This is a genomic window from Pseudomonas sp. B3G-3, from assembly GCF_028640915.1.
GTDB classification, from domain to species: domain Bacteria; phylum Pseudomonadota; class Gammaproteobacteria; order Pseudomonadales; family Pseudomonadaceae; genus Aquipseudomonas; species Aquipseudomonas chlororaphis_I.
In genome coordinates, this window is sequence record NZ_JAQZAB010000109.1 from 23480 (window position 1) to 41726 (window position 18247).

Consider the following 18247-nt stretch of genomic DNA (forward strand, 5'->3'; position numbering starts at 1 on the left):
TCTTCAGATAAAGATCGTGCCCTTCAGATACAGCGCGCCCTGGCCGCTGATCAGCACCCGCCCGTTATCCAGCACTTCGCACCACAGCTGGCCCTTGCGCGCCCCGCCCTGCTCCGCGCTCAGGCGGGTTTTGCCCAGGCGCTGGGCCCAGTACGGCGCCAGGGAGGTATGGGCCGAGCCGGTGACCGGGTCTTCGTTGACCCCGACGCTCGGGCCGAACCAGCGGGAGACGAAATCGAACCGCGTGCCCGGCGCGGTGACAGCGATGCCGCGCACCTCGAACTGGGCCAGGGCGGCGAAGTCAGGCTTGAGGCCGGCGATGATCGCTTCGTCCTCGACCACCAGCAAATAGTCGTCGGTGCGGTACAGGGCTTCTGCGCGCGGCAGGCCGAGGGCGTGCAGCAGGCTGGGTGGAATCTCCACGGCCGCCGGCTGCCTGGCCGGGAAGTCCATGGACAGGCGCTCGCCGTCACGGCGCACGCGCAACTCGCCGCTGCGGGTGCTGAAGCGCAGCAGTTCGCTGGGTTCGTTCAGCTGTTCGAACAGCACCCAGGCCGCCGCCAGGGTGGCGTGGCCACAGAGGTCGACTTCCACGGTCGGGGTGAACCAGCGCAATTCGAACAGCTCGCCGTTGCGCACGAAGTAGGCGGTCTCCGAGAGGTTGTTCTCTTCGGCGATCCGTTGCAGCGTGGCGTCGGGCAGCCAGGCGTCCAGCGGGCAGACCGCGGCCGGGTTGCCACCGAAAGGCGTGGAGGAAAAGGCATCCACCTGAAAGATATCGAGCTGCATCGGCTTCATTCCTGTTGACTGGCGTGGTCTGTGGCCCGGATCTGCTCCAGGTAGTTGTAGATGGTGTAGCGAGTGACGCCGAGGGCCGCGGCGGCCTTCTCGATACCGCCCTTGACGATGAACAGCCCGCGGTCCTGCATCTGGCGCACGGCTTCGAGCTTCTGGGCTTTCTTCATCAAGGCCCGGCCGCCGGGGCAGGCTTGCTGAATGATTTGTGCCATCAACTGCTCCATGTCCTGAGGCTCGTCGTGGCGTGGTTCGGGGGCTACGCCCAGGCCCAGCAGTTCGCCCAGGCAGGCATGGGCGGCGGCGATGCCGCTGAGGTCGGCGTTGGTGCACAGGGTGGCGAAGGGCTGGCCGCTGCTGTCGCGATACACCACCGTCGAGCTGCGCAACGGGCGACCGTCGGGCGCGGTGGTCGGGTAATTCTCCACCAGCACCGGCTCGCTGCCGGAGCGATCCTCCATGGCCCGGCGCACGGCGATGAACCCCAGGTCCTCGCGCGGTCCGGCCAGCACCGGGCTGCCGACCCGGCGACCGGTGACATGACCATTGGCGATGGCGACGATGGAGGATTCCGGCCGGCTCAGGTCATGCAGGACGATTTCCGTGTGCCGGCCCACCACGCTACCGAGCATGTTCAGGGTGCTGTGCAGCACCTTGAACACCAGCTGGCGCTCGGCGGCACTCTCAGGGGATAAATGGCTGTCGGGGCTGTTCATGGCGGTTTCGCGGAAAAAGAATCGAGCGAAAATATCAACACAGCGTTGAATATTCAACCCAATGTTGACCAAAGCCATTCAGCCTTCCTCTACGGTCCCCAACAACCATTCCTTGAACGCCAGCATCGCCGGGCTCTGCGCCCGTGACTGCAAGCGGGTCAGCCAGTAACTGCCGGTGGTGATGCCCACCGCGAACGGCTGGACGATGCTGCCGGCGTGCAACTGCCGGGCGAACATCAGCGGCGGCGCCAGGGCCACGCCTATGCCCTGTTGCGCGGCTTCCATCATGCCCAGGGACGAGTCGAAGACGATGCTGCGCGCAGGCAGGGTGCTGGCCGGCAGGCCGGCGGCGCTGAACCATTCCGGCCATTCGTCGGTGCGGTAGGAGCGCAGCAGGGTCTGGCCGAGCAGGTCGGCGGGGCTGCGCAGCTGTCGCGCCAGTTCCGGCACGCAGAGCACTGACAGCGGCGCCTCCAGCAACTGGACGGCATCGGTGCCATGCCAGGCACCGCTGCCGAAACGGATGGCGTAGTCCAGGCCTTCGGCCGCGACGTCGACCCGGTTGTTGTGGGTCGACAGGCGCAGGTCGATAAACGGGTGGCGGGCCTGGAAGTCCTCCAGGCGCGGCAGCAACCAGCCGACGGCAAAGGTACCGACCGCGCCGACGCTGAGCATTTCGCGGTAGTGCCCGCCTTCGAAGCGGCCGAGGGTTTCGGCGATGCGGTCGAAACACTCGCACAGCACCGGCAGCAGGGTTTCGCCCTCGCTGGTGAGCATCAGCCCGCGGGGCAGGCGCTTGAACAGGGTGACGTTGAGCTGGGCCTCGAGGCTTTTCACCTGATGACTGACCGCCGCCTGGGTCACGCACAGCTCGATGGCCGCGCGGGTAAAACTCAAATGCCGCGCCGAGGCCTCGAAAGCCCGCAGGGCATTCAGCGGCAGATGGGGTCGGATCATGAGCACTCCCTAGTTTTTCTAATGGCTCCTGCGAAATATCGTCGTTTGCCGATCCTTCGCCGACCGCCTACATTGAGCCGGTTCGCAGTGCCCTGCCCCCTGACTGCAAGGACAGGCGCTGGCAAAAGCCGCTCGGAGTGTAGCGGCCATCACCCTGCAAAATCATGGAATGTCAGCCCATCATGCACAACAAAAACCTAGCCCTATCCGGATTTTTCGCCGTTTCCCTGCTGCTGTCCGGCGCCAGCACCTGCCTGGCCGCCAGCCAGCCGGACAGCGCCCTCAAGCCCCTGGTCGACGCGGCGATCCGCCCGTTGATGCAACAACAGGACATCGCCGGCATGGCGGTGGCCATCACCATCAAGGGCCAGCCCCATTACTTTAACTACGGCCTGGCCTCCAAAGAGGGGCAAAAAGCCGTCGACGCCGACACGCTGTTCGAGGTCGGCTCGGTGAGCAAGCTCTTCACCGCGACCCTGGGGGCCTATGCCCAGGCCAGCGGCAAACTGTCCCTGAACGACCCGGCCAGCCGCTACCTGCCGGCATTGAAAGGCAGCGCCTTCGAGCATGTCAGCCTGTTGCAGCTGGGAACCTACAGCGCCGGCGGCCTGCCGTTGCAGTTCCCGGAGCAGTGGGACAGCCAGGACAAGATGCTCGGCTACTATCAGGGCTGGAAACCGGCCTTTGCCCCCGGCGCCCAGCGCCTGTACTCGAACCCGAGTATCGGCCTGTTCGGCTACCTGGCCGCGCAAAGCCTGGGCCAGCCCTTCGAGCAATTGATGGAGCAGAAGCTGTTCCCGCAACTGGGCCTGCAGCACAGCTATATCCAGGTGCCGAAGTCGCAGATGGGCAATTACTCCCAGGGCTACGGCAAGGACGGCAAGCCGGTGCGGCTCGGCCCCGGCGCCCTGGATGCCGAGGCCTACGGGGTGAAGACCACTGCCGCCGACCTGCTGCGCTTCGTCCAGGCCAACCTCAAGCCCGAGTCGCTGCCGCAACCCTGGCCGCAGGCAATCGCCATCACCCACGCCGGCTATTACCAGGTCGAGGGCATGACCCAGGGCCTGGGCTGGGAGCTCTACCCCTACCCGCTCAGCCTGGACACCCTGCTGGCCGGCAACTCGTCGCAGATGGCCTTCGAACCGCACCCGACCCGCTGGTTCACCCCGCCCCAGGCACCGCGGGCCAATACCCTGCTGAACAAGACCGGTTCCACCAACGGCTTCGGCGCCTATGTGTTGTTCGTGCCCGGCAAGGACATCGGCCTGGTGCTGCTGGCGAACAAGAACTACCCCAACGCCGAACGGGTCAAGGTCGCCCATGCCCTGCTCGATGCCCTGGACAAGCAGGTCGGCGCGGCGACGCAACCCTGAGAAAAACAGCGGCCGGGTCGATTAACGGACCCGGTCGCTGGACCGGCCGGGGGCACGCCTTATCCATGACAGCCCGCTCCGCGACGATGATCGGCGCTGGATAAAACTGGCGGAACGCGCCATCCTCCGCGTTTTTTTCCGCGCAGCCCCTGGGGCGCACGTTTTTCCAAGGAAGCCGTCCATGCACAACCAGCCGCTCAGCCCCGCCGAGTTCGAATTCATCGAAGACACCCTGCTCAAGTACGGCGACGACCATTCCGTGCTCAACCTGGCCGAGCTCGACGGTTTTTGCACCGCCCTGGTATCCGGGCCGACCCAGGTGGACATCGCCGAATGGTTCCCGGCCATCTGGGGCGGGCAGAACCCGGACTGGCAGGACCCCGAGGAGTGCAAGCGCTTCATCGAGCTGAGCGTGCGCCACCTGAATGCCCTCGCCACGGCACTGGCGAGCGACTCGGCGAACTTTCAGCCGCGCTTCGAACAGACCGAGCATCAGGACCAGCCGCTGACGCTGGCGGAAGAATGGTGCTTCGGCTACATCCGCGCCATGGCCGTAAGCAACTGGCCCGAACCGCCCGCCGCCCAGGCCGCCCAGCTGCAAGCCATCATCACCTGCGCCGAACAGGACAACTTCGAACTGCCGGCCGACCTGGATCTGGTCCAGCATCGTCAGACAGTGGCCAGCGTCGAACAGGCAGCCCGTGGGCTGCACGATTACTGGTTGGCGCAACGCTGAGAATGGCGTGAGGGTAGGTCACTCACCTACCCTCAGGCTCCAGGCTAGCGAGCCAGACTGCATCGTGAATAGTGCGGACTAGCTTCTTATTATCGTCATCGCTATGTACTCCAGGCCCAGGCTCACCAGCAGCCCGCCCATGATCCAATGCGAAACAATCAGTCTTCTTTTAAGAGGCTGAGGAAAGTTGCTTATCTCATCAGCATCCAACAATCCCCTTCTAATGAAGAAGCCGGGACATGCCAGATAACCCGCTACCACCCCCACCATCATCATCCGCCCCCAGGCTCCCATATGCAGGTAGAACCTGTTGCCGGTGATCATCTGGCAGTTTTTGACATACCCGAGCATCTCGTCCATGCGGGTATATCCCCAGTAGATATAGACACCGATCATGGTGAACATGCCGAGAAAAGTTATTCCGATAAAAACACCAAGCACGATATGTGCGGTAGTGATTACCATGCGTTCCTTCCTTCATAAATCAGCTCTCCCAAAAACTCTCCGGCTGACCCTCCACCTTCACTGGCAAAATAGCTCCCACCACCGGCCACCACCAAACCACAGACCACGCTGCCAATACCACCTGTAGGGACACCCATAGCGACACAGATACTTCCAGCCATGGACGATGTTAAAAACACCCCTGCTACCGTCCCGCCACCTACCCCACCCAAGAAGCTCCCCGTCTCCGTGAACTTCACCCTCTCACATGCCTCCTTGTTCCCTGCCAAACAAACATCCTGCACCTTTACATAAGAGGCCCCACCACCAAGCGCAGTCCCAATCCAACCACCCCACTTTAGAGTCTTGGACGCCCTGGAAACACCTTCAATATGCGTGGCGTACCCCGGTATCTGCCCCACCGCGCCCGCCTGGGTCCAGCGATGCACCAGACTCCGACTGGAAATCCCCAAGGCGCTTTTAAGGCTGGGGTGATCGGGGAAGGCAATGCTCATTTTTGTGATGGGCAGCAGGCTAGCGTCCAACTGTGCAAACAGCTTTTTTCTTTCACTGAAGAACTCGACACTACGCAGATGCCCATCCCGCAGAAAGAACTTCTGATGAAGCACTTCGATATCCAGCAAGGTTCTTTTCAAACCATCCATATGATTGCCCGCGGCCGCCGTGCCGACGTTTAGTGTCGTCGAACCATAGGACAGTATCGATTCAACCTGCGCCCTGTGCTTGAGCATAAAGGCCGCTTCCTCATCGCTCATGGATGCCAAGGCCGCACTGACCTTTTCCGCCATTTCCATCAACAAGGCTTCTTCACGGGTGCATTGGTAGTTGTCCGGATGACTGAGGACAACAAGTTGCCCGGGCTTGGCAGGACTCGACAGCTGGGGATTGAGTCGGCGGAATTTCTCCAGCACAGCCTCGTTGGCTTGGCCGAACAGCACCGTCTCCAGCGCGGCGCGGGTCATCGGTGTTTGCACGATGTGAAATCCCGGCTCGACCAGGTGTTGCGTGTCCTGCACGGACAGCGGCGGTGAAACGATATCGCCATGAGCAACGCTCAGGCCGCGCACCTGATCCCGCGGCACCGCATCGGCAAATTCGTTTTGCGGGTAACCCTTATGAATCGCGTCGGCCCAGCGCTGGGTATTGATCACCGCGGGCCCGACACAATCGCTGTCGAGCGGGATAACCGGCTGATTCCCGGAGCAGACCGTCCACTGAGTAGCGATCAGGCGATTGGCCCCTCTCGGGCAACCGCATTGCACAAGGCCACCCTCCACCGCCGTTGCTTGTTGGTTATCTACCCAAGTGTGATGCCCCTCGGCGATAAACCCGACCGTCTGGCACACCGGACACCACACCGGGTCGGCAATGCGGGCGACTCGTCGATTCACGAAAAAGGTGGTGGCCGATCCGGCAATGACCTTGCCGCCGGTTGTGGTGGGGTCGCCTTCTCTAATGACAAAAGCCATGGCGTACGTTCTTGTTGAGGAATGGACCTCGAACGTAACGACGCATAACCGACTGCTGAATCAGGCGATCCTGAAAGAGCCGGTCAAATCAGTGAGCCAGCCCCCAAAAACACAAAAGCCTCCCGCAGGAGGCTTTTGGCTCGGCCCGCCAGCGCGGGTTCAGAACGCCAGCTTGTAACCGATGGAAAACAGCATGACCGCCAGGAACGGCCGCAGCAGTTCGTCCGAGACGCGGCCGGTCATGTGGCTGCCGAGCCAGATCCCCGGCAGCGAGCCCATCAGCAGGAAGCCCAGCAGTTGCCAGTCCATGTTGCCCATGCTCGCGTGCCCCAGGCCAGCGACCAGGGTCAGCGGCACGGCGTGGGCGATTTCGGTGCCGACCAGGCGCTTGGTGGCCAGGAACGGGTACAGGATGAACAGCGCCACGGTGCCCAGGGCGCCAGCGCCGATGGAGGTCAGGGCGACCATGGTGCCGAGGACCACGCCGGTGACCACCGTCAGCCCGTTGAGGCTGGAATCCTTCAGGTGGTAGTGATCGCCGGCATGCTTCTGGGCAAACGCCAGGAGCTTTTTCTTGAACAGGATCGCCAGGGCGGTAAGCAGCAGCACAAATCCCAGGGCCTGCTTGATCACGCTGTTCAGCGCTTGCGGGTCGGTGTCCAGGCTCTTGAGGAACCACAAGGTGGCCAACACCGCGGGCACGCTGCCCAGGGTCAGCCAGCCGGTGATCTTCCAGTCGATGTTGCGGTTTTTCTGATGGACCAGCACACCACCGGACTTGGTGATGGCGGCATACAGCAGGTCGGTCCCCACAGCGGTCGCCGGGTTGATCCCAAACCACAACAGGATCGGGGTCATCAGCGAACCGCCTCCCACCCCCGTCATCCCAACAATGAAACCCACCAACAGGCCCGCGATTACAAAACCAAAATTACCCACATCCATCAATAAGCCCTACGCATCAACCGCGGCCAGGTAAAAAACTGGCGGCAGCATAGCGCTAATGCTTATGTCCATTTATATAAATAAAATCTAACGTTATAACTCTTTGCCTTTTTGCCATGTATCCAGCGCATGTAACCCTTGGATTTCATGCAGCAGTCACATGGCGAAATGGGCTTGGAGGCGGCCGGGAAAAACCTTGGACGCCGCGCCCTTTTCAGCTCATTTTTTTACCGGGATCCGCTTCACTGCTTCGATCCAGTCCGGATTCAAGCGGTTCTGCTCGGTGTCCATGCCCAGCGCTTCCATCCGTTCCTTGTGCCGGTCGATCTCATGCACCACCTGGCTCAGCGCGCTGGAGTTGGCGTCCAGCTGGTGCATCTGGGTCAGGCCCAGGTGGTAGAAGCGCAGCAGTTTCATCGCTGTCGGGTCTGCGGCCTCGACGCCGGCGGTGACGTGATGCATGACATTGGTCACGCTCATCAGGCTGCGCTTGAGCTGCCAGCCGTAGACCGCTGCGGCCATCCACGGCTGCGACCAGAAACGCACGCGCATCAGCACCATGCTCAGCACCAGCCCGGCCAGCACGCCGGCGACATTCAGGCGGAAGTTGTCGCCGCCAGGCGTGCCGAACAGCAGCACCGCGGCGCTGGACAGCAGCATGGCCAGGGACAGGAAGATCAGGGCGATAAACAGGGTGCTACGACGGGTCTGCTGGCGAAAAAGCTCGGGGTTCTGCGGCTGGATCTCGAACATGGCGACGGTGCGCTCGCATGATGAACAGGCCAGCATTATCACCCTGCCCGCACCGGGAGATGGCGAATAAATCTGCGCTGCGACAATCCACCTCGGCCCTGGGTGGTCGCACTGTCGAAACGACTCTGAGATTGGGAGTGATACGGATGCGGGATTGCTGGGCGTCGATGGCACGCCCGGCACGGTCAATGAACCGGCCCCGCGGGGGCCGGTTCTTGTGAGTCAGGCCACCCCGCCCTTGGCCTGTTGCTCCAGGTGCAGTTGCAGCTCGGGGTCGATCCGCAGCGCCGCCGCCAGCTCGTCCAGGTAACTGCGCTCGGCGTCCTGCTGGTCGTCCACCAGCATCACGCTGGCCAGGTACATTTCCGCCGCCATGCCCGGCTCGCCCGCGGCCGACTGGGCCACGTCGGCGGCGTCCAGGGGACGCGCGACTTCGTCGTCGAGCCATTGCTGCAATTGCGGGTCGTCGGTGTGACGGCCGATCTCGGCGCTGATCAGTTGTTTTTCCTGCTCGTCAATACGGCCATCGGCCTTGGCCGCGGCGATCAGGGCACGGAGGATCGCATGGCTGTGTTCTTCGACTTCCGGGCCGGCCAGTTGGTCGACGGTGCGCAACGCCTGTTGCGGGGCCGCCGATTGCTGCTGTTGTTGCCAGGCCTGGTAAGCCTGGAACGCCATCATCCCCAGGGACGCCAGCGCGGCGTAGTTCATGCCACCGCCGGAGCGGCCCTGAGGGACTCCACCGGAAGTCGCGCCGCCAGAGATCGCGCCGCCCAAGCCGGAACCACCCAGCAGGCCGCCCAGCAGACCACCCAGCCCGCCAGCACCCAGGCCACCCGGAGCACCGCCGCCGCTGTTCCCGCCCAACAGGCCGCCGAGCAAGCCACCCAGGCCTCCCAGGCCGCCCTGCGGTGCCGAGGCCCCGCCACCCTGCTGCGTCATCGAGGCCTGGCCGGCGCGCAGCAACTGTTCAAGCAAATCACTGGTGTTCATGGCATCGCTCTCTTCGGGCAGTTATTCAGACTGCCAACAATAGTCTTCGCCACGGCTTGCGCCAACTGCTTCCGCTGGTGCCCTGATTCCTCCTCGCCAAACGCCGGCGCTGGCGGTCCGTTCGATCCGCCAGCGACGGCCATTGAGCCCGGGTGAATCAGGCCTGGGGCATTTTGCGGAAACCCACGGCCAGGCGGTTCCAGCTGTTGATGGTGGCGATCGCCAGGCTCAGGTCGACCTGTTCGCTGGGGCTGAACTGGCTGCTCAGCAGCTCGTAGTCGGCATCCGGTGCGTGGGTTTCACTCAACCGGGTCAGGGACTCGGTCCAGGCCAGGGCGGCCCGTTCGCGGTCGGTGAAGAACGGCGTTTCGCGCCAGACCGAGACCGCGTACAGGCGGCGCTCGGTTTCCCCGCTCTTGCGCGCGTCGGCGGTGTGCATGTCAACGCAGAAGGCGCAGCCGTTGATCTGCGAGGCGCGCAACTTCACCAGCTCGATCAGCGACTTTTCCAGGAGCAGTTTCGACACTGCGGTTTCCAGGGCGATCATGGCTTTGAGGGCGTCCGGCGAAGCGGTGTAGAAGTCGATACGCGGTTGCATGGGATGGCTCCAGATCCAGTGAATGTGGCGCTACGTTAAGCCCGGGTGCAGTCCATACCAATGACCAATTCCGGCTAAGACCAGGTGACCAATGTCCCCCTCTCTTCTGTAGGAGCGCAGCTTGCGCGCGATAGCGTCAGTCCAGGCACCGCGGTGAATGGCCGCTGCGCGGATCGCGCGCAAGCTGCGCTCCTACAGAGGCTGTGTATTGACGCTCAGGCGCGGCGGCGCAGCCACTGCATGAAGCCTTTTTTCAGCACGGGCCGCGGGGTTTCCTGGGTCAGGGTCTGGGCGATGTGCTGGCGGAAATCCAGGAGATTTTTCATCGCCTCATTGATATCGCGTCGCGCGTCCAGGCACGGCTTGAGGTACTCGTTTTCGATGCGGTACAGGGTGCAGAAGGTCTTGGCCGAGAAGTCCGCCGCGTTCGCCTGATCGGCGATGCCCGCCTCGCCTATCACTTCGCCCGGCCCCATGCGCCCGGCTTCGAACGGCTTGCCATCGCGGATCAGGCTGACCGAGACCACCCCCGACTCGATGATCAGCAGGTGATCGCTGACCTCGCCCGCCGGCAGGATGGTCTCGCCGGCGCGGAAGGTTTGCAGGGTCATGTTCTGGCTGAAGGTTTCCTTCTCCTCCTGGCGCAGGGTGGAGAAGATGCTCGAACTGTCCAGCAGCGCCCGCGGGCGCGACAGGTTGGCCGCCACGCTGCTTTCACCGGTGGACAGCAGGCTGACGCCGGACGCCTGCAAGTGACGGAAAGCCAGGTCGAACAGCTGGTTGCGCACTTCGCGCTTCTGGCTCATGGAGGCCACGAAGCCGCTGATCTCGTACTCCACCCCGGCGTTGCCCGAGCTTTTCAGGGCCACGCTGGGGGCCGGCTTGGGGAGCAGGAAACGGCAACCGAGCATGGCCCGCTCCAGCGCCTCGATCACCGTTTGCGGCCGCGCATGAGGGCTGACCTGGAGGCTGATGGACAGCCCGTGCATATCGGCGGGACGGCTGAAGTTGATGATCTTGGCCTTGGCCGCCAGGGAGTTGGGGATCACCGCCATGCTGCCCTGGGAGGTCTGCAAGCGGGTGGCGCGCCAGTCGATGTCGGTGACCCGGCCTTCGGTGCCGTCGATGGAGATCCAGTCATCGAGCTGATAAGGCTTGGTGGTGTTCAGCACGATCCCGGAGAACACGTCGCTGAGGGTGCTTTGCAGCGCCAGGCCGACAATGATCGCCACCGCGCCGGAGGTGGCCAGCACGCCCTTGACCGGCAGTTCCAGCACATAGGCCATGGCGGCGATGATGGCGATCAGGAAAATCACCGCGCCCATCAGGTCCTGCAACAGCCGCCCGGTATGCCCGACCCGTTGCATCATCAGGGTGCCGAGCAGCACCGTCAGGGTCCGCGCGCCGAACAGCCACCAACCGATCTGCAACCCGGTGGCGGCCAGGTGCAGCGGCACGTCCTCCGGCCAGGGCGCCGCCTGCATCGGGTTCAGGCCCTGGTTGAACAGCAGCACGCTGTACAGGGTGAAGATCAGCACCCGCACCAGCAGCTTCCAGTAACCGCCCCGCGCGCCGATCAAGCGCCACAGCAGCATGTCCAGCAGGATCAGCACCAATGCGGCGAACAACGGGTGGTCGGCGAACAGAATCGACATCAAGCAACTCCAGCACAGTCAGAGGCGCGACAATCTCACACAAGCGACCTTGCAGGTATAGCCGGAAAAACAAAAACAGGGGCCTCATGGGAGGCCCCTGTCTGTAACGCCTTCGTTCACCTCTGTAGCCGCTGGCGCAGCCCGCGTTCGGCGGCGTAGCCGTCGTCAAGGACGAGCACGCGGTTCGACAGGCGGACCGCATGCCCTGGGTCGCGCTTGCTGCGCAAGCGATCGCAGCCTTCGCCAGCGGCTACAGGTATGGTCACCGTGTAGCCGCTGCCGAGCCTTGGCGAGGCTGCGATCGGCAACGCAGTTGCCGCAACCCCTGAGCCCCGGACCTGCCTGGAAAATGCGTTGGCCGGTTTACGGGGCTGCGCTCCGATCTCAGCCTTCGCCAGCGGCTACCGGCAGGTCATTTGCCGGTGGTCAGGGTGGTGTAGCTGGTGATCAGGTTGCGGTAGTCCGGGATGTGGTTGGAGAACAAGGTGCCCAGGCCCTCGATGTCGTTGCGCCAGTCGCGGTGCAGCTCGCAGGCCAGGCCGAACCAGGTCATCAGCTGCGCGCCGGCGGTGGACATGCGGTTCCAGGCAGAATCGCGGGTCAGCTCATTGAAGGTGCCGGAGGCGTCGGTCACCACGAACACCTCGAAGCCTTCTTCCAGGGCCGACAGCGCCGGGAACGCCACGCAGACCTCGGTCACCACGCCGGCGATGATCAGCTGCTTCTTGCCAGTGGCCTTGATCGCCTTGACGAAGTCCTCGTTGTCCCAGGCATTGATCTGGCCGGGCCGGGCAATGTACGGCGCGTCCGGGAACAGCGCCTTGAGCTCGGGCACCAGCGGGCCGTTGGGGCCGGTTTCGAAGCTGGTGGTGAGGATGGTCGGCAGCTTGAAGTACTTGGCCAGGTCGGCCAGGGCCAGAACGTTGTTCTTGAACTTGTCCGGGTCGATGTCGCGCACCAGGGACAGCAGGCCGGCCTGGTGATCCACCAGCAGCACGGCGGCGTTGTCTTTATCGAGACGCTTGTAGGCGGTAGTCATGGGATAGTCCTCGCTTCTTGTCGATACCGACTGGAAGTCGGCGTGGGGGTGCTGCTTCAGCGCTGGGAATCCAGCACTTCGTGTTCATTCGCCACTTGCTGGGCCTTGAGGTAGCTCTCGATCAGCAACTGATAGTGCGGCATGGCCTGGGCGTAGACCGCAGCCCATTGCTCGGCGTCCGGACGGTTCCACGAACCCTGCAGTTCGGAGAGCGTGGCCATGATGTCGATCGGCACCACCCCGGCCTGGGCCAGGCGGGCGATGGTCAGATCGGTGGCCAGCCGCGAATGGTTGCCCGAGGCATCGACCACCGCGAACACCTTGTAGCCTTCATGCACCGCGGCGATCGAGGGGAACGCCAGGCAGACGCTGGTCAGGGTGCCGGCGATCACCAGGGTTTTCTTGCCGGTGGCCTCGACCGCCGCCCGGAACTCGGGATTGTCCCAGGCGTTGATTTCGCCTTTGCGGGCCACGTACCGGGCATGGGGCGCTTCCTGGTGGATTTCCGGGATCAGCGGGCCGTTGGGCCCCTGGGGTACCGAGGCCGTGGTGATTACCGGCATCTGCAACAGGGTCGCGGCTTTCGCCAGGGCGATGGCATTGGCCCGCAGTTGCGGCACGTCCATGTCCTTGACGATCTGGAACAGGCCGCTCTGGTGGTCGATCAGCAGCATTGCCGCGTCGTTGGGGTCGATGGTCGGTTTCAGGCCATTGAAGTTGGCCGCGTTGAGGGTGTTCATGTGCAGTTCCTCTGGTGTCTAGGCATTTATTTAAGGCAACAGCCATCCCTGGCCCTGAAACCGGCCTACACATCCTGTGCAAGTCGGTAAGGGGGTGTCAGCCAGGCATCTGGCCGAAACGGCCGGACTGGAAGTCGACGAATGCCTGGTGGATCTCGGCCTCGCTGTTCATCACGAACGGGCCATGGCCGACGATGGGCTCGTCGATCGGTTCGCCGCTGAGCAGCAGCACCACCGCGTCGTTGTTGGCTTCCAGGCTGATCTGGTCACCATCGCGTTCGAACAGCACCAGCTGACCTTCGCGCACCAGCTCCTGGCCATTGACCTGGACCGTGCCGCGCAGCAGCACCAGGGCGGTGTTGCGCCCCTGGTGCAGGTCGAGGGTCAGGGGCTTGCCGGCATTCAGGCGGATGTCCCAGACGTCGATCGGGGTGAAGGTGCGCGCCGGGCCCTTGACGCCGTCGAACTCGCCGGCGATCAGCCGCAGGGTGCCGGCCTTGTCCTTGAGGGCAATGGCCGGAATGTCGCCATCGAGGATGGTCTGGTAACCGGGGGCGGCCATCTTGTCCCGCGCTGGCAGGTTGACCCACAGCTGGACCATGTCCAGGGTGCCGCCGGACTGGGCGAACGCTGCGGAGTGGAACTCCTCGTGGAGAATCCCCGAGGCCGCGGTCATCCATTGCACGTCGCCAGGGCCGATCTTGCCGCCGCTGCCGGTGGAGTCGCGGTGTTCCACCTCGCCCTTGTAGACGATGGTCACGGTTTCGAAGCCGCGATGGGGGTGCTGACCCACGCCACGACGCTGCTGGGTCGGGGTGAATTCAGCCGGGCCGGCGTGGTCGAGCAGCAGGAACGGGCTGATGTGCTTGCCCAGGTTGTCGTAGGAAAACAGCGTACGAACCGGGAAACCGTCGCCCACCCAGTGAGACCGTGGGCTGGTGTAGATACCGATGATGTTTTTCATGCGGGTGCCTCCGACATGGGTGAGTTATTTCGTGAATACACCTTAAAACCCATACCTTTGATGCACTAGACTGCAAAAATCGTCCTTAGCGTTCTATTTGGAGAACGATGATGGAAGACCTCAACACCCTCTATTACTTCACCCAGGTCGTCGAACACCGGGGTTTCGCCGCCGCCGGGCGCGCCCTGGACATGCCCAAGTCCAAGCTCAGCCGACGCATTGCCCAGCTCGAGGAACGCCTCGGCGTGCGCCTGATTCACCGCACCAGCCGCCACTGCTCGCTCACCGAGATCGGCCATGAGTACTACCAGCGCTGCCTGGCCATGCGCGTGGAAGCGGAAAGCGCCGCGGAAGTCATCGAGCGCAACCGTTCCGAACCCCAGGGCCTGGTGCGCCTCAGTTGCCCGACCGCGCTGCTCAACTCCTGGGTCGGGCCGATGCTGACCCGCTACATGCTCAAGTACCCGCTGGTGGAGCTGTTCATCGAGAGCACCAATCGCCGGGTCGACCTGATCCACGAAGGTTTCGACATCGCCCTGCGGGTGCGCTTCCCGCCGCTGGAAAGCAGCGACCTGGTGATGAAGGTGCTGGGCAACAGCACCCAGTGGCTGGTCGGCCACCCGGACTTTCTCGCGCGGCTGTCGAGCCCCGCCTCGCTCGCCGACCTCAGCGGCCTGCCGAGCCTGCACTGGGGCTCGGCGCAGCGCGAATACCAGTGGGAGCTGTTCGGCCCCAACGAAGCCCTGGCGCAGATTCGCCACAAGCCGCGGATGGTCACCGACGACCTGATCGCCCTGCGCCAGGCGGCCCTGGCGGGGATCGGCATCGTCCACCTGCCCAGCGTGGTGGTGCGCGACGATGTGGCCGCCGGGCGCCTGGTGCAGCTGGTACCGGACTGGGCGCCCAAGTGCGGGATCGTCCATGCGATCTTCCCGTCGCGCCGTGGCCTGCTGCCGTCGGTGCGCACCCTGATCGACTTTCTCGGCGAGGAGTTCAGCCGCAGCGATATCACCTGAGGATGCGCTCCAGGTGAAGCCAGGCCGAATCTTCCGACCTGTGGCGTTTTTGACACTGGCCGAAATAATATTTCGAACATAATATTTTGCTCGTCATCTTATTCCGCCCAGTGAGGAAAACGCCCATGCAAAGCCCATCCCGCGAGGCCACCCTGGCCCAGTGGATTGCCCAGGAACAGGCCATGCGCGCACGCCTGGCCGGTCCGGGCAGCCTGTCCCTGGCCGAAGTCAGCGCCCTCTCCCCCAGCGAATTCTTCGATGGCATCGGCAACGGCGAACTGCCCTCGCCGCCCATCGGCACGCTGATGGATTTCATCCCCATCGAATGGTCCGCCGGGCACTTCGTGTTCCAGGGCACCCCGGATGCCCGCCATTACAACCCGCTGGGCAGCGTGCACGGCGGTTATGCCGCGACCCTGCTGGACTCCTGCATGGGCTGCGCGATCCACACCCGGCTGAACAAGGGCCAGGGCTACACCACCCTGGACCTGCGCATCAGTTATGTGCGGGCCCTGACCGGCAGCAGCGGGCCGATCCGCGCCGAAGGCAAGATCGTCCACCTGGGCCGCTCCACCGCCCTGGCCGAAGGACGGATCTACGATGTCGATGGCCGCCTGTACGCCACCGGTTCCACCACCTGCATGATCCTCGAAGCCCGTGGCTGAACCCGTCATGTGCGGGGTTGGGTGATGGAATGGGGTCGTCCGATTGCTCCTGCGGGGGCGTGCGTCGTCTCTGCGGGAGCCGGGGATATTCGTGATTCGCGGTAAAGATTCCTTTGCCTGTCCGGCGGTTTTTCTCAAAGGTACGGACCGGGATACTCGTGGCCTTTCCACTGCCATCTGGAGTCATCCATGTCTGTACCTGCTTTCGGCCTCGGCACCTATCGCCTGCAAGGCCAGGTGGTCATCGACTCGGTCAGCACCGCGCTCGAGCTGGGCTACCGGGCGATCGACACCGCACAGATCTACGAGAACGAAGCCGAGGTCGGCCAGGCCATCGCCGACAGCGGCATCCCCCGCGACGAGCTGTTCGTCACCAGCAAGATCTGGGTCGCCAATTTCGCCCGCGACAAGCTGATCCCCAGCCTCAAGGACAGCCTGCGCAAGCTGCGGACCGACTACCTGGACCTGACCCTGATCCACTGGCCGTCACCGGACAACCAGGTGCCGGTCGAAGAATTCATGGCGGCGCTGCTGGAAGCCAGGCAACTGGGGCTGACCCGGCAGATCGGGGTTTCCAACTTCACCAACGACCTGATGAAACAGGCCATCGCCGCGGTGGGTGCCGAACACATCGCCACCCACCAGATCGAACTGCATCCTTACCTGCAAAACCGCAAGGTCGTGGAGTTCGCGCAAAGCCAGGGGATTCACATCACCTCGTACATGACGCTGGCCTACGGGGAAGTGCTCAAGGACCCGATCATCCAGCAGATCGCCGAGCAGCATCGGGCGACGCCGGCTCAAGTGACCCTGGCCTGGGCCATGCAATCGGGTTATGCGGTGATTCCCTCCTCGACCAGGCGCGCGAACCTGGAAAGCAACCTCAAGGCCTGTGCCCTGACCCTGGGCGAAGCAGACATGCGGCGCATCGCCGAGCTGGAGCGCGGGCATCGCCTGACCAGCCCCGCCGGCATTGCACCGGCGTGGGACTGAGGTCCTAGCGCACCACGACATTCAACCGAATGCCGTCGGGCGCTATTTCTTCCTCATTGGAGCTGCCGGGAAACGTTCCGGCCGCCGGGGTCCTGCTCCGGCGGCCGGTGTCGATGGCCCTCATCAAGCGGCTGATGGTCTCGTAGTCCGGCAACGGCAGGCTGCTGATATACAGCTTGCGTCGCGAGCCGGGTGGAATCGATGGCATGCCGAGAAGCTCGGAGTCATAGACCAGTACGTGACGGACCTGCGGGTTATCCATGCAGAACGCCACGATATCGAGCCGGGCCTGCAACCCCAGAGAGGCGTTGATGATCAGCAGGTCCATTGGCTCACTGCCATATTCCACGATGTTCAACACCTCGATGAGTCGATACATCGGTGCAATCCGGTAATAGCCCAGCTGGTTCAGCACCCGCTCGATTTTCATTCGATGAAAATGCTGTTCATCGGCGATCAGGATTCGTAACGTTTTATTCGGCATTTTTTCGCGACCATGAAAAAGTCTGAGATGACAGGCTCCAAGCCTACGAATAAAGGCTAGGGGAGCAGCCGAGTGTTTTCTCTAAGGTTTTTCTGAAAAGCCCTACTCCACATTACTAAAATACGGCTTTCCCCTACTTTTTAAGCCTGAAATGCTCGTTTCCCTGGGATATCCACGGGCATCGGCGGCATACACCCGGGATCGATGGGCAGCTTTGGGCCCTGCTTCTTGCCCGGCCCGGGGGAGACAAAAGGCCCGCCCGGCCCCGGCAGAGGCCATCGGAAAACCGCTGGCCAGGTGGTGGTGTCCGCCGCCAGCAGCACGACGCAAGCCCTGTTCCCAGCCACTGCGGGGGGCTATTCCAGTATTCAGCAGGTTCGGTCTTTGCCCGAGGAGGGAGGATTGATATGGGCAATGAAACGCAGGAGGATCTCCTGCGTTGCGCCCTGCACCCAGAGAATCTCCTGTAACACAGAAGCGCCGAGGACCACCGGCAATGCATGGTCGGTGCGGCCGCCGTAGATCATGGCATGGCGGATCTGCGGGTTGCCCTGGCAGAACACGCCGGCGTCCACCCCGGCGGCAAACGCCAGCTCGCCGCTGAGCAGCAACAGGTCGAAGTTCTCGAAGGGCTCGCAGGAATAGTGGGTCAGGGTTACCAGTTCGCGGAAAGCCTCCACCGTGGCGACGCGAAAGTAACCCAGGCCATTCAACACACGCTGGATGCGTCCACACCGTTCCCGGGACGCGTCGGCAATCAGTATTCTCAGGCGTTTGTTGGGCATCGGCGTGGCAACTCTCGGTTGAACACAGAGGTTCAACAGACTATCCGATGGCCCCCGGCCGACTCTTTAAGACGATTCGCAAAAATCGCTGTAGACGGAGAATTTT

At 63.2% G+C, this 18247-nt stretch carries 20 protein-coding genes; 5 read left to right on the forward strand and 15 right to left on the reverse strand.

Annotated elements, in window-relative coordinates:
• Positions 1-3: 3 nt before the first annotated feature.
• The 3 genes from PVZ80_RS17710 to PVZ80_RS17720 all read right to left on the reverse strand — a co-directional run bounded on the left by PVZ80_RS17710 (position 4) and on the right by PVZ80_RS17720 (position 2468).
• Positions 4-789 (reverse strand): PhzF family phenazine biosynthesis protein, encoded by a 786-nt coding sequence (locus PVZ80_RS17710; protein ID WP_273864310.1) that lies wholly within the window; start codon positions 787-789, stop codon positions 4-6.
• Positions 790-794: 5 nt separating this feature from the next.
• The gene (locus PVZ80_RS17715; protein WP_273864311.1) at positions 795-1511 is read right to left on the reverse strand and encodes a helix-turn-helix transcriptional regulator; all 717 of its coding nucleotides are present in this window, start codon (positions 1509-1511) and stop codon (positions 795-797) included.
• A gap of 78 nt (positions 1512-1589) precedes the next feature.
• On the reverse strand, positions 1590-2468 hold the full coding sequence (locus PVZ80_RS17720) for a LysR family transcriptional regulator (RefSeq protein ID WP_009049964.1): 879 nt from the start codon (positions 2466-2468) through the stop codon (positions 1590-1592).
• A gap of 182 nt (positions 2469-2650) precedes the next feature.
• Here PVZ80_RS17720 and ampC point away from each other — a divergent pair, with 182 nt between their 5' ends.
• Both ampC and PVZ80_RS17730 read left to right on the forward strand, forming a co-directional pair.
• A complete protein-coding gene (ampC, locus tag PVZ80_RS17725) occupies positions 2651-3841 on the forward strand; it encodes a class C beta-lactamase (protein ID WP_273864312.1) in 1191 nt (396 codons plus the stop codon).
• A 181-nt stretch (positions 3842-4022) separates the two neighbouring features.
• Entirely contained in the window at positions 4023-4577 is a 555-nt protein-coding gene (locus tag PVZ80_RS17730) for a UPF0149 family protein (RefSeq protein ID WP_273864313.1), read from the forward strand.
• A gap of 78 nt (positions 4578-4655) precedes the next feature.
• On the opposite strand, the gene PVZ80_RS17735 is transcribed toward PVZ80_RS17730, so the two are convergent.
• The 10 genes from PVZ80_RS17735 to PVZ80_RS17780 form a co-directional block, all read right to left on the reverse strand.
• The gene (locus tag PVZ80_RS17735) at positions 4656-5042 is read right to left on the reverse strand and encodes a hypothetical protein (protein ID WP_273864314.1); all 387 of its coding nucleotides are present in this window, start codon (positions 5040-5042) and stop codon (positions 4656-4658) included.
• Positions 5036-6511 (reverse strand): PAAR domain-containing protein, encoded by a 1476-nt coding sequence (locus PVZ80_RS17740; RefSeq protein ID WP_273864315.1) that lies wholly within the window; start codon positions 6509-6511, stop codon positions 5036-5038. Before PVZ80_RS17740 ends, PVZ80_RS17735 begins: the two co-directional genes overlap by 7 nt.
• A 159-nt stretch (positions 6512-6670) precedes the next feature.
• Positions 6671-7456 carry a sulfite exporter TauE/SafE family protein gene (locus tag PVZ80_RS17745; protein ID WP_009049969.1) on the reverse strand — a complete coding sequence of 262 codons (786 nt, stop codon included), beginning with the start codon at positions 7454-7456 and terminating at the stop codon, positions 6671-6673.
• A 219-nt stretch (positions 7457-7675) separates the two neighbouring features.
• Complete coding sequence (locus PVZ80_RS17750) at positions 7676-8209, reverse strand: DUF3087 domain-containing protein (RefSeq protein ID WP_028682079.1); 534 nt, start codon at positions 8207-8209, stop codon at positions 7676-7678.
• Between the two features lie 222 nt (positions 8210-8431).
• Positions 8432-9202 carry a DUF533 domain-containing protein gene (locus PVZ80_RS17755; RefSeq protein ID WP_028682080.1) on the reverse strand — a complete coding sequence of 257 codons (771 nt, stop codon included), beginning with the start codon at positions 9200-9202 and terminating at the stop codon, positions 8432-8434.
• Between the two features lie 157 nt (positions 9203-9359).
• Entirely contained in the window at positions 9360-9800 is a 441-nt protein-coding gene (locus PVZ80_RS17760) for a carboxymuconolactone decarboxylase family protein (protein ID WP_273864316.1), read from the reverse strand.
• A gap of 215 nt (positions 9801-10015) precedes the next feature.
• Positions 10016-11455, reverse strand: a complete 1440-nt coding sequence (locus PVZ80_RS17765) for a mechanosensitive ion channel family protein (RefSeq protein ID WP_016702380.1) — start codon at positions 11453-11455, stop codon at positions 10016-10018.
• Between the two features lie 412 nt (positions 11456-11867).
• A complete protein-coding gene (gene ycaC / locus PVZ80_RS17770; protein WP_009049974.1) occupies positions 11868-12494 on the reverse strand; it encodes an isochorismate family cysteine hydrolase YcaC in 627 nt (208 codons plus the stop codon).
• Positions 12495-12550: 56 nt separating this feature from the next.
• On the reverse strand, positions 12551-13234 hold the full coding sequence (locus tag PVZ80_RS17775; RefSeq protein WP_028682082.1) for an isochorismatase family protein: 684 nt from the start codon (positions 13232-13234) through the stop codon (positions 12551-12553).
• Between the two features lie 97 nt (positions 13235-13331).
• On the reverse strand, positions 13332-14198 hold the full coding sequence (locus PVZ80_RS17780) for a pirin family protein (RefSeq protein ID WP_273864317.1): 867 nt from the start codon (positions 14196-14198) through the stop codon (positions 13332-13334).
• 107 nt (positions 14199-14305) lie between these two features.
• On the opposite strand from PVZ80_RS17780, the gene PVZ80_RS17785 reads away from it, so the two are divergent.
• The 3 genes from PVZ80_RS17785 to dkgB all read left to right on the forward strand — a co-directional run bounded on the left by PVZ80_RS17785 (position 14306) and on the right by dkgB (position 16872).
• Positions 14306-15214 carry a LysR family transcriptional regulator gene (locus PVZ80_RS17785; protein WP_273864318.1) on the forward strand — a complete coding sequence of 303 codons (909 nt, stop codon included), beginning with the start codon at positions 14306-14308 and terminating at the stop codon, positions 15212-15214.
• Between the two features lie 125 nt (positions 15215-15339).
• Positions 15340-15879: a PaaI family thioesterase gene (locus PVZ80_RS17790; RefSeq protein WP_009049978.1), complete on the forward strand. Its 540-nt coding sequence runs from the start codon at positions 15340-15342 to the stop codon at positions 15877-15879.
• Between the two features lie 189 nt (positions 15880-16068).
• Positions 16069-16872, forward strand: a complete 804-nt coding sequence (gene dkgB / locus PVZ80_RS17795; protein WP_273829192.1) for a 2,5-didehydrogluconate reductase DkgB — start codon at positions 16069-16071, stop codon at positions 16870-16872.
• A gap of 4 nt (positions 16873-16876) precedes the next feature.
• On the opposite strand, the gene PVZ80_RS17800 is transcribed toward dkgB, so the two are convergent.
• Positions 16877-17356 (reverse strand): hypothetical protein, encoded by a 480-nt coding sequence (locus PVZ80_RS17800; protein ID WP_028682085.1) that lies wholly within the window; start codon positions 17354-17356, stop codon positions 16877-16879.
• Positions 17357-17724: 368 nt separating this feature from the next.
• The gene (locus tag PVZ80_RS17805) at positions 17725-18141 is read right to left on the reverse strand and encodes a hypothetical protein (RefSeq protein WP_053269561.1); all 417 of its coding nucleotides are present in this window, start codon (positions 18139-18141) and stop codon (positions 17725-17727) included.
• Between the last annotated feature and the right edge of the window lie 106 nt (positions 18142-18247).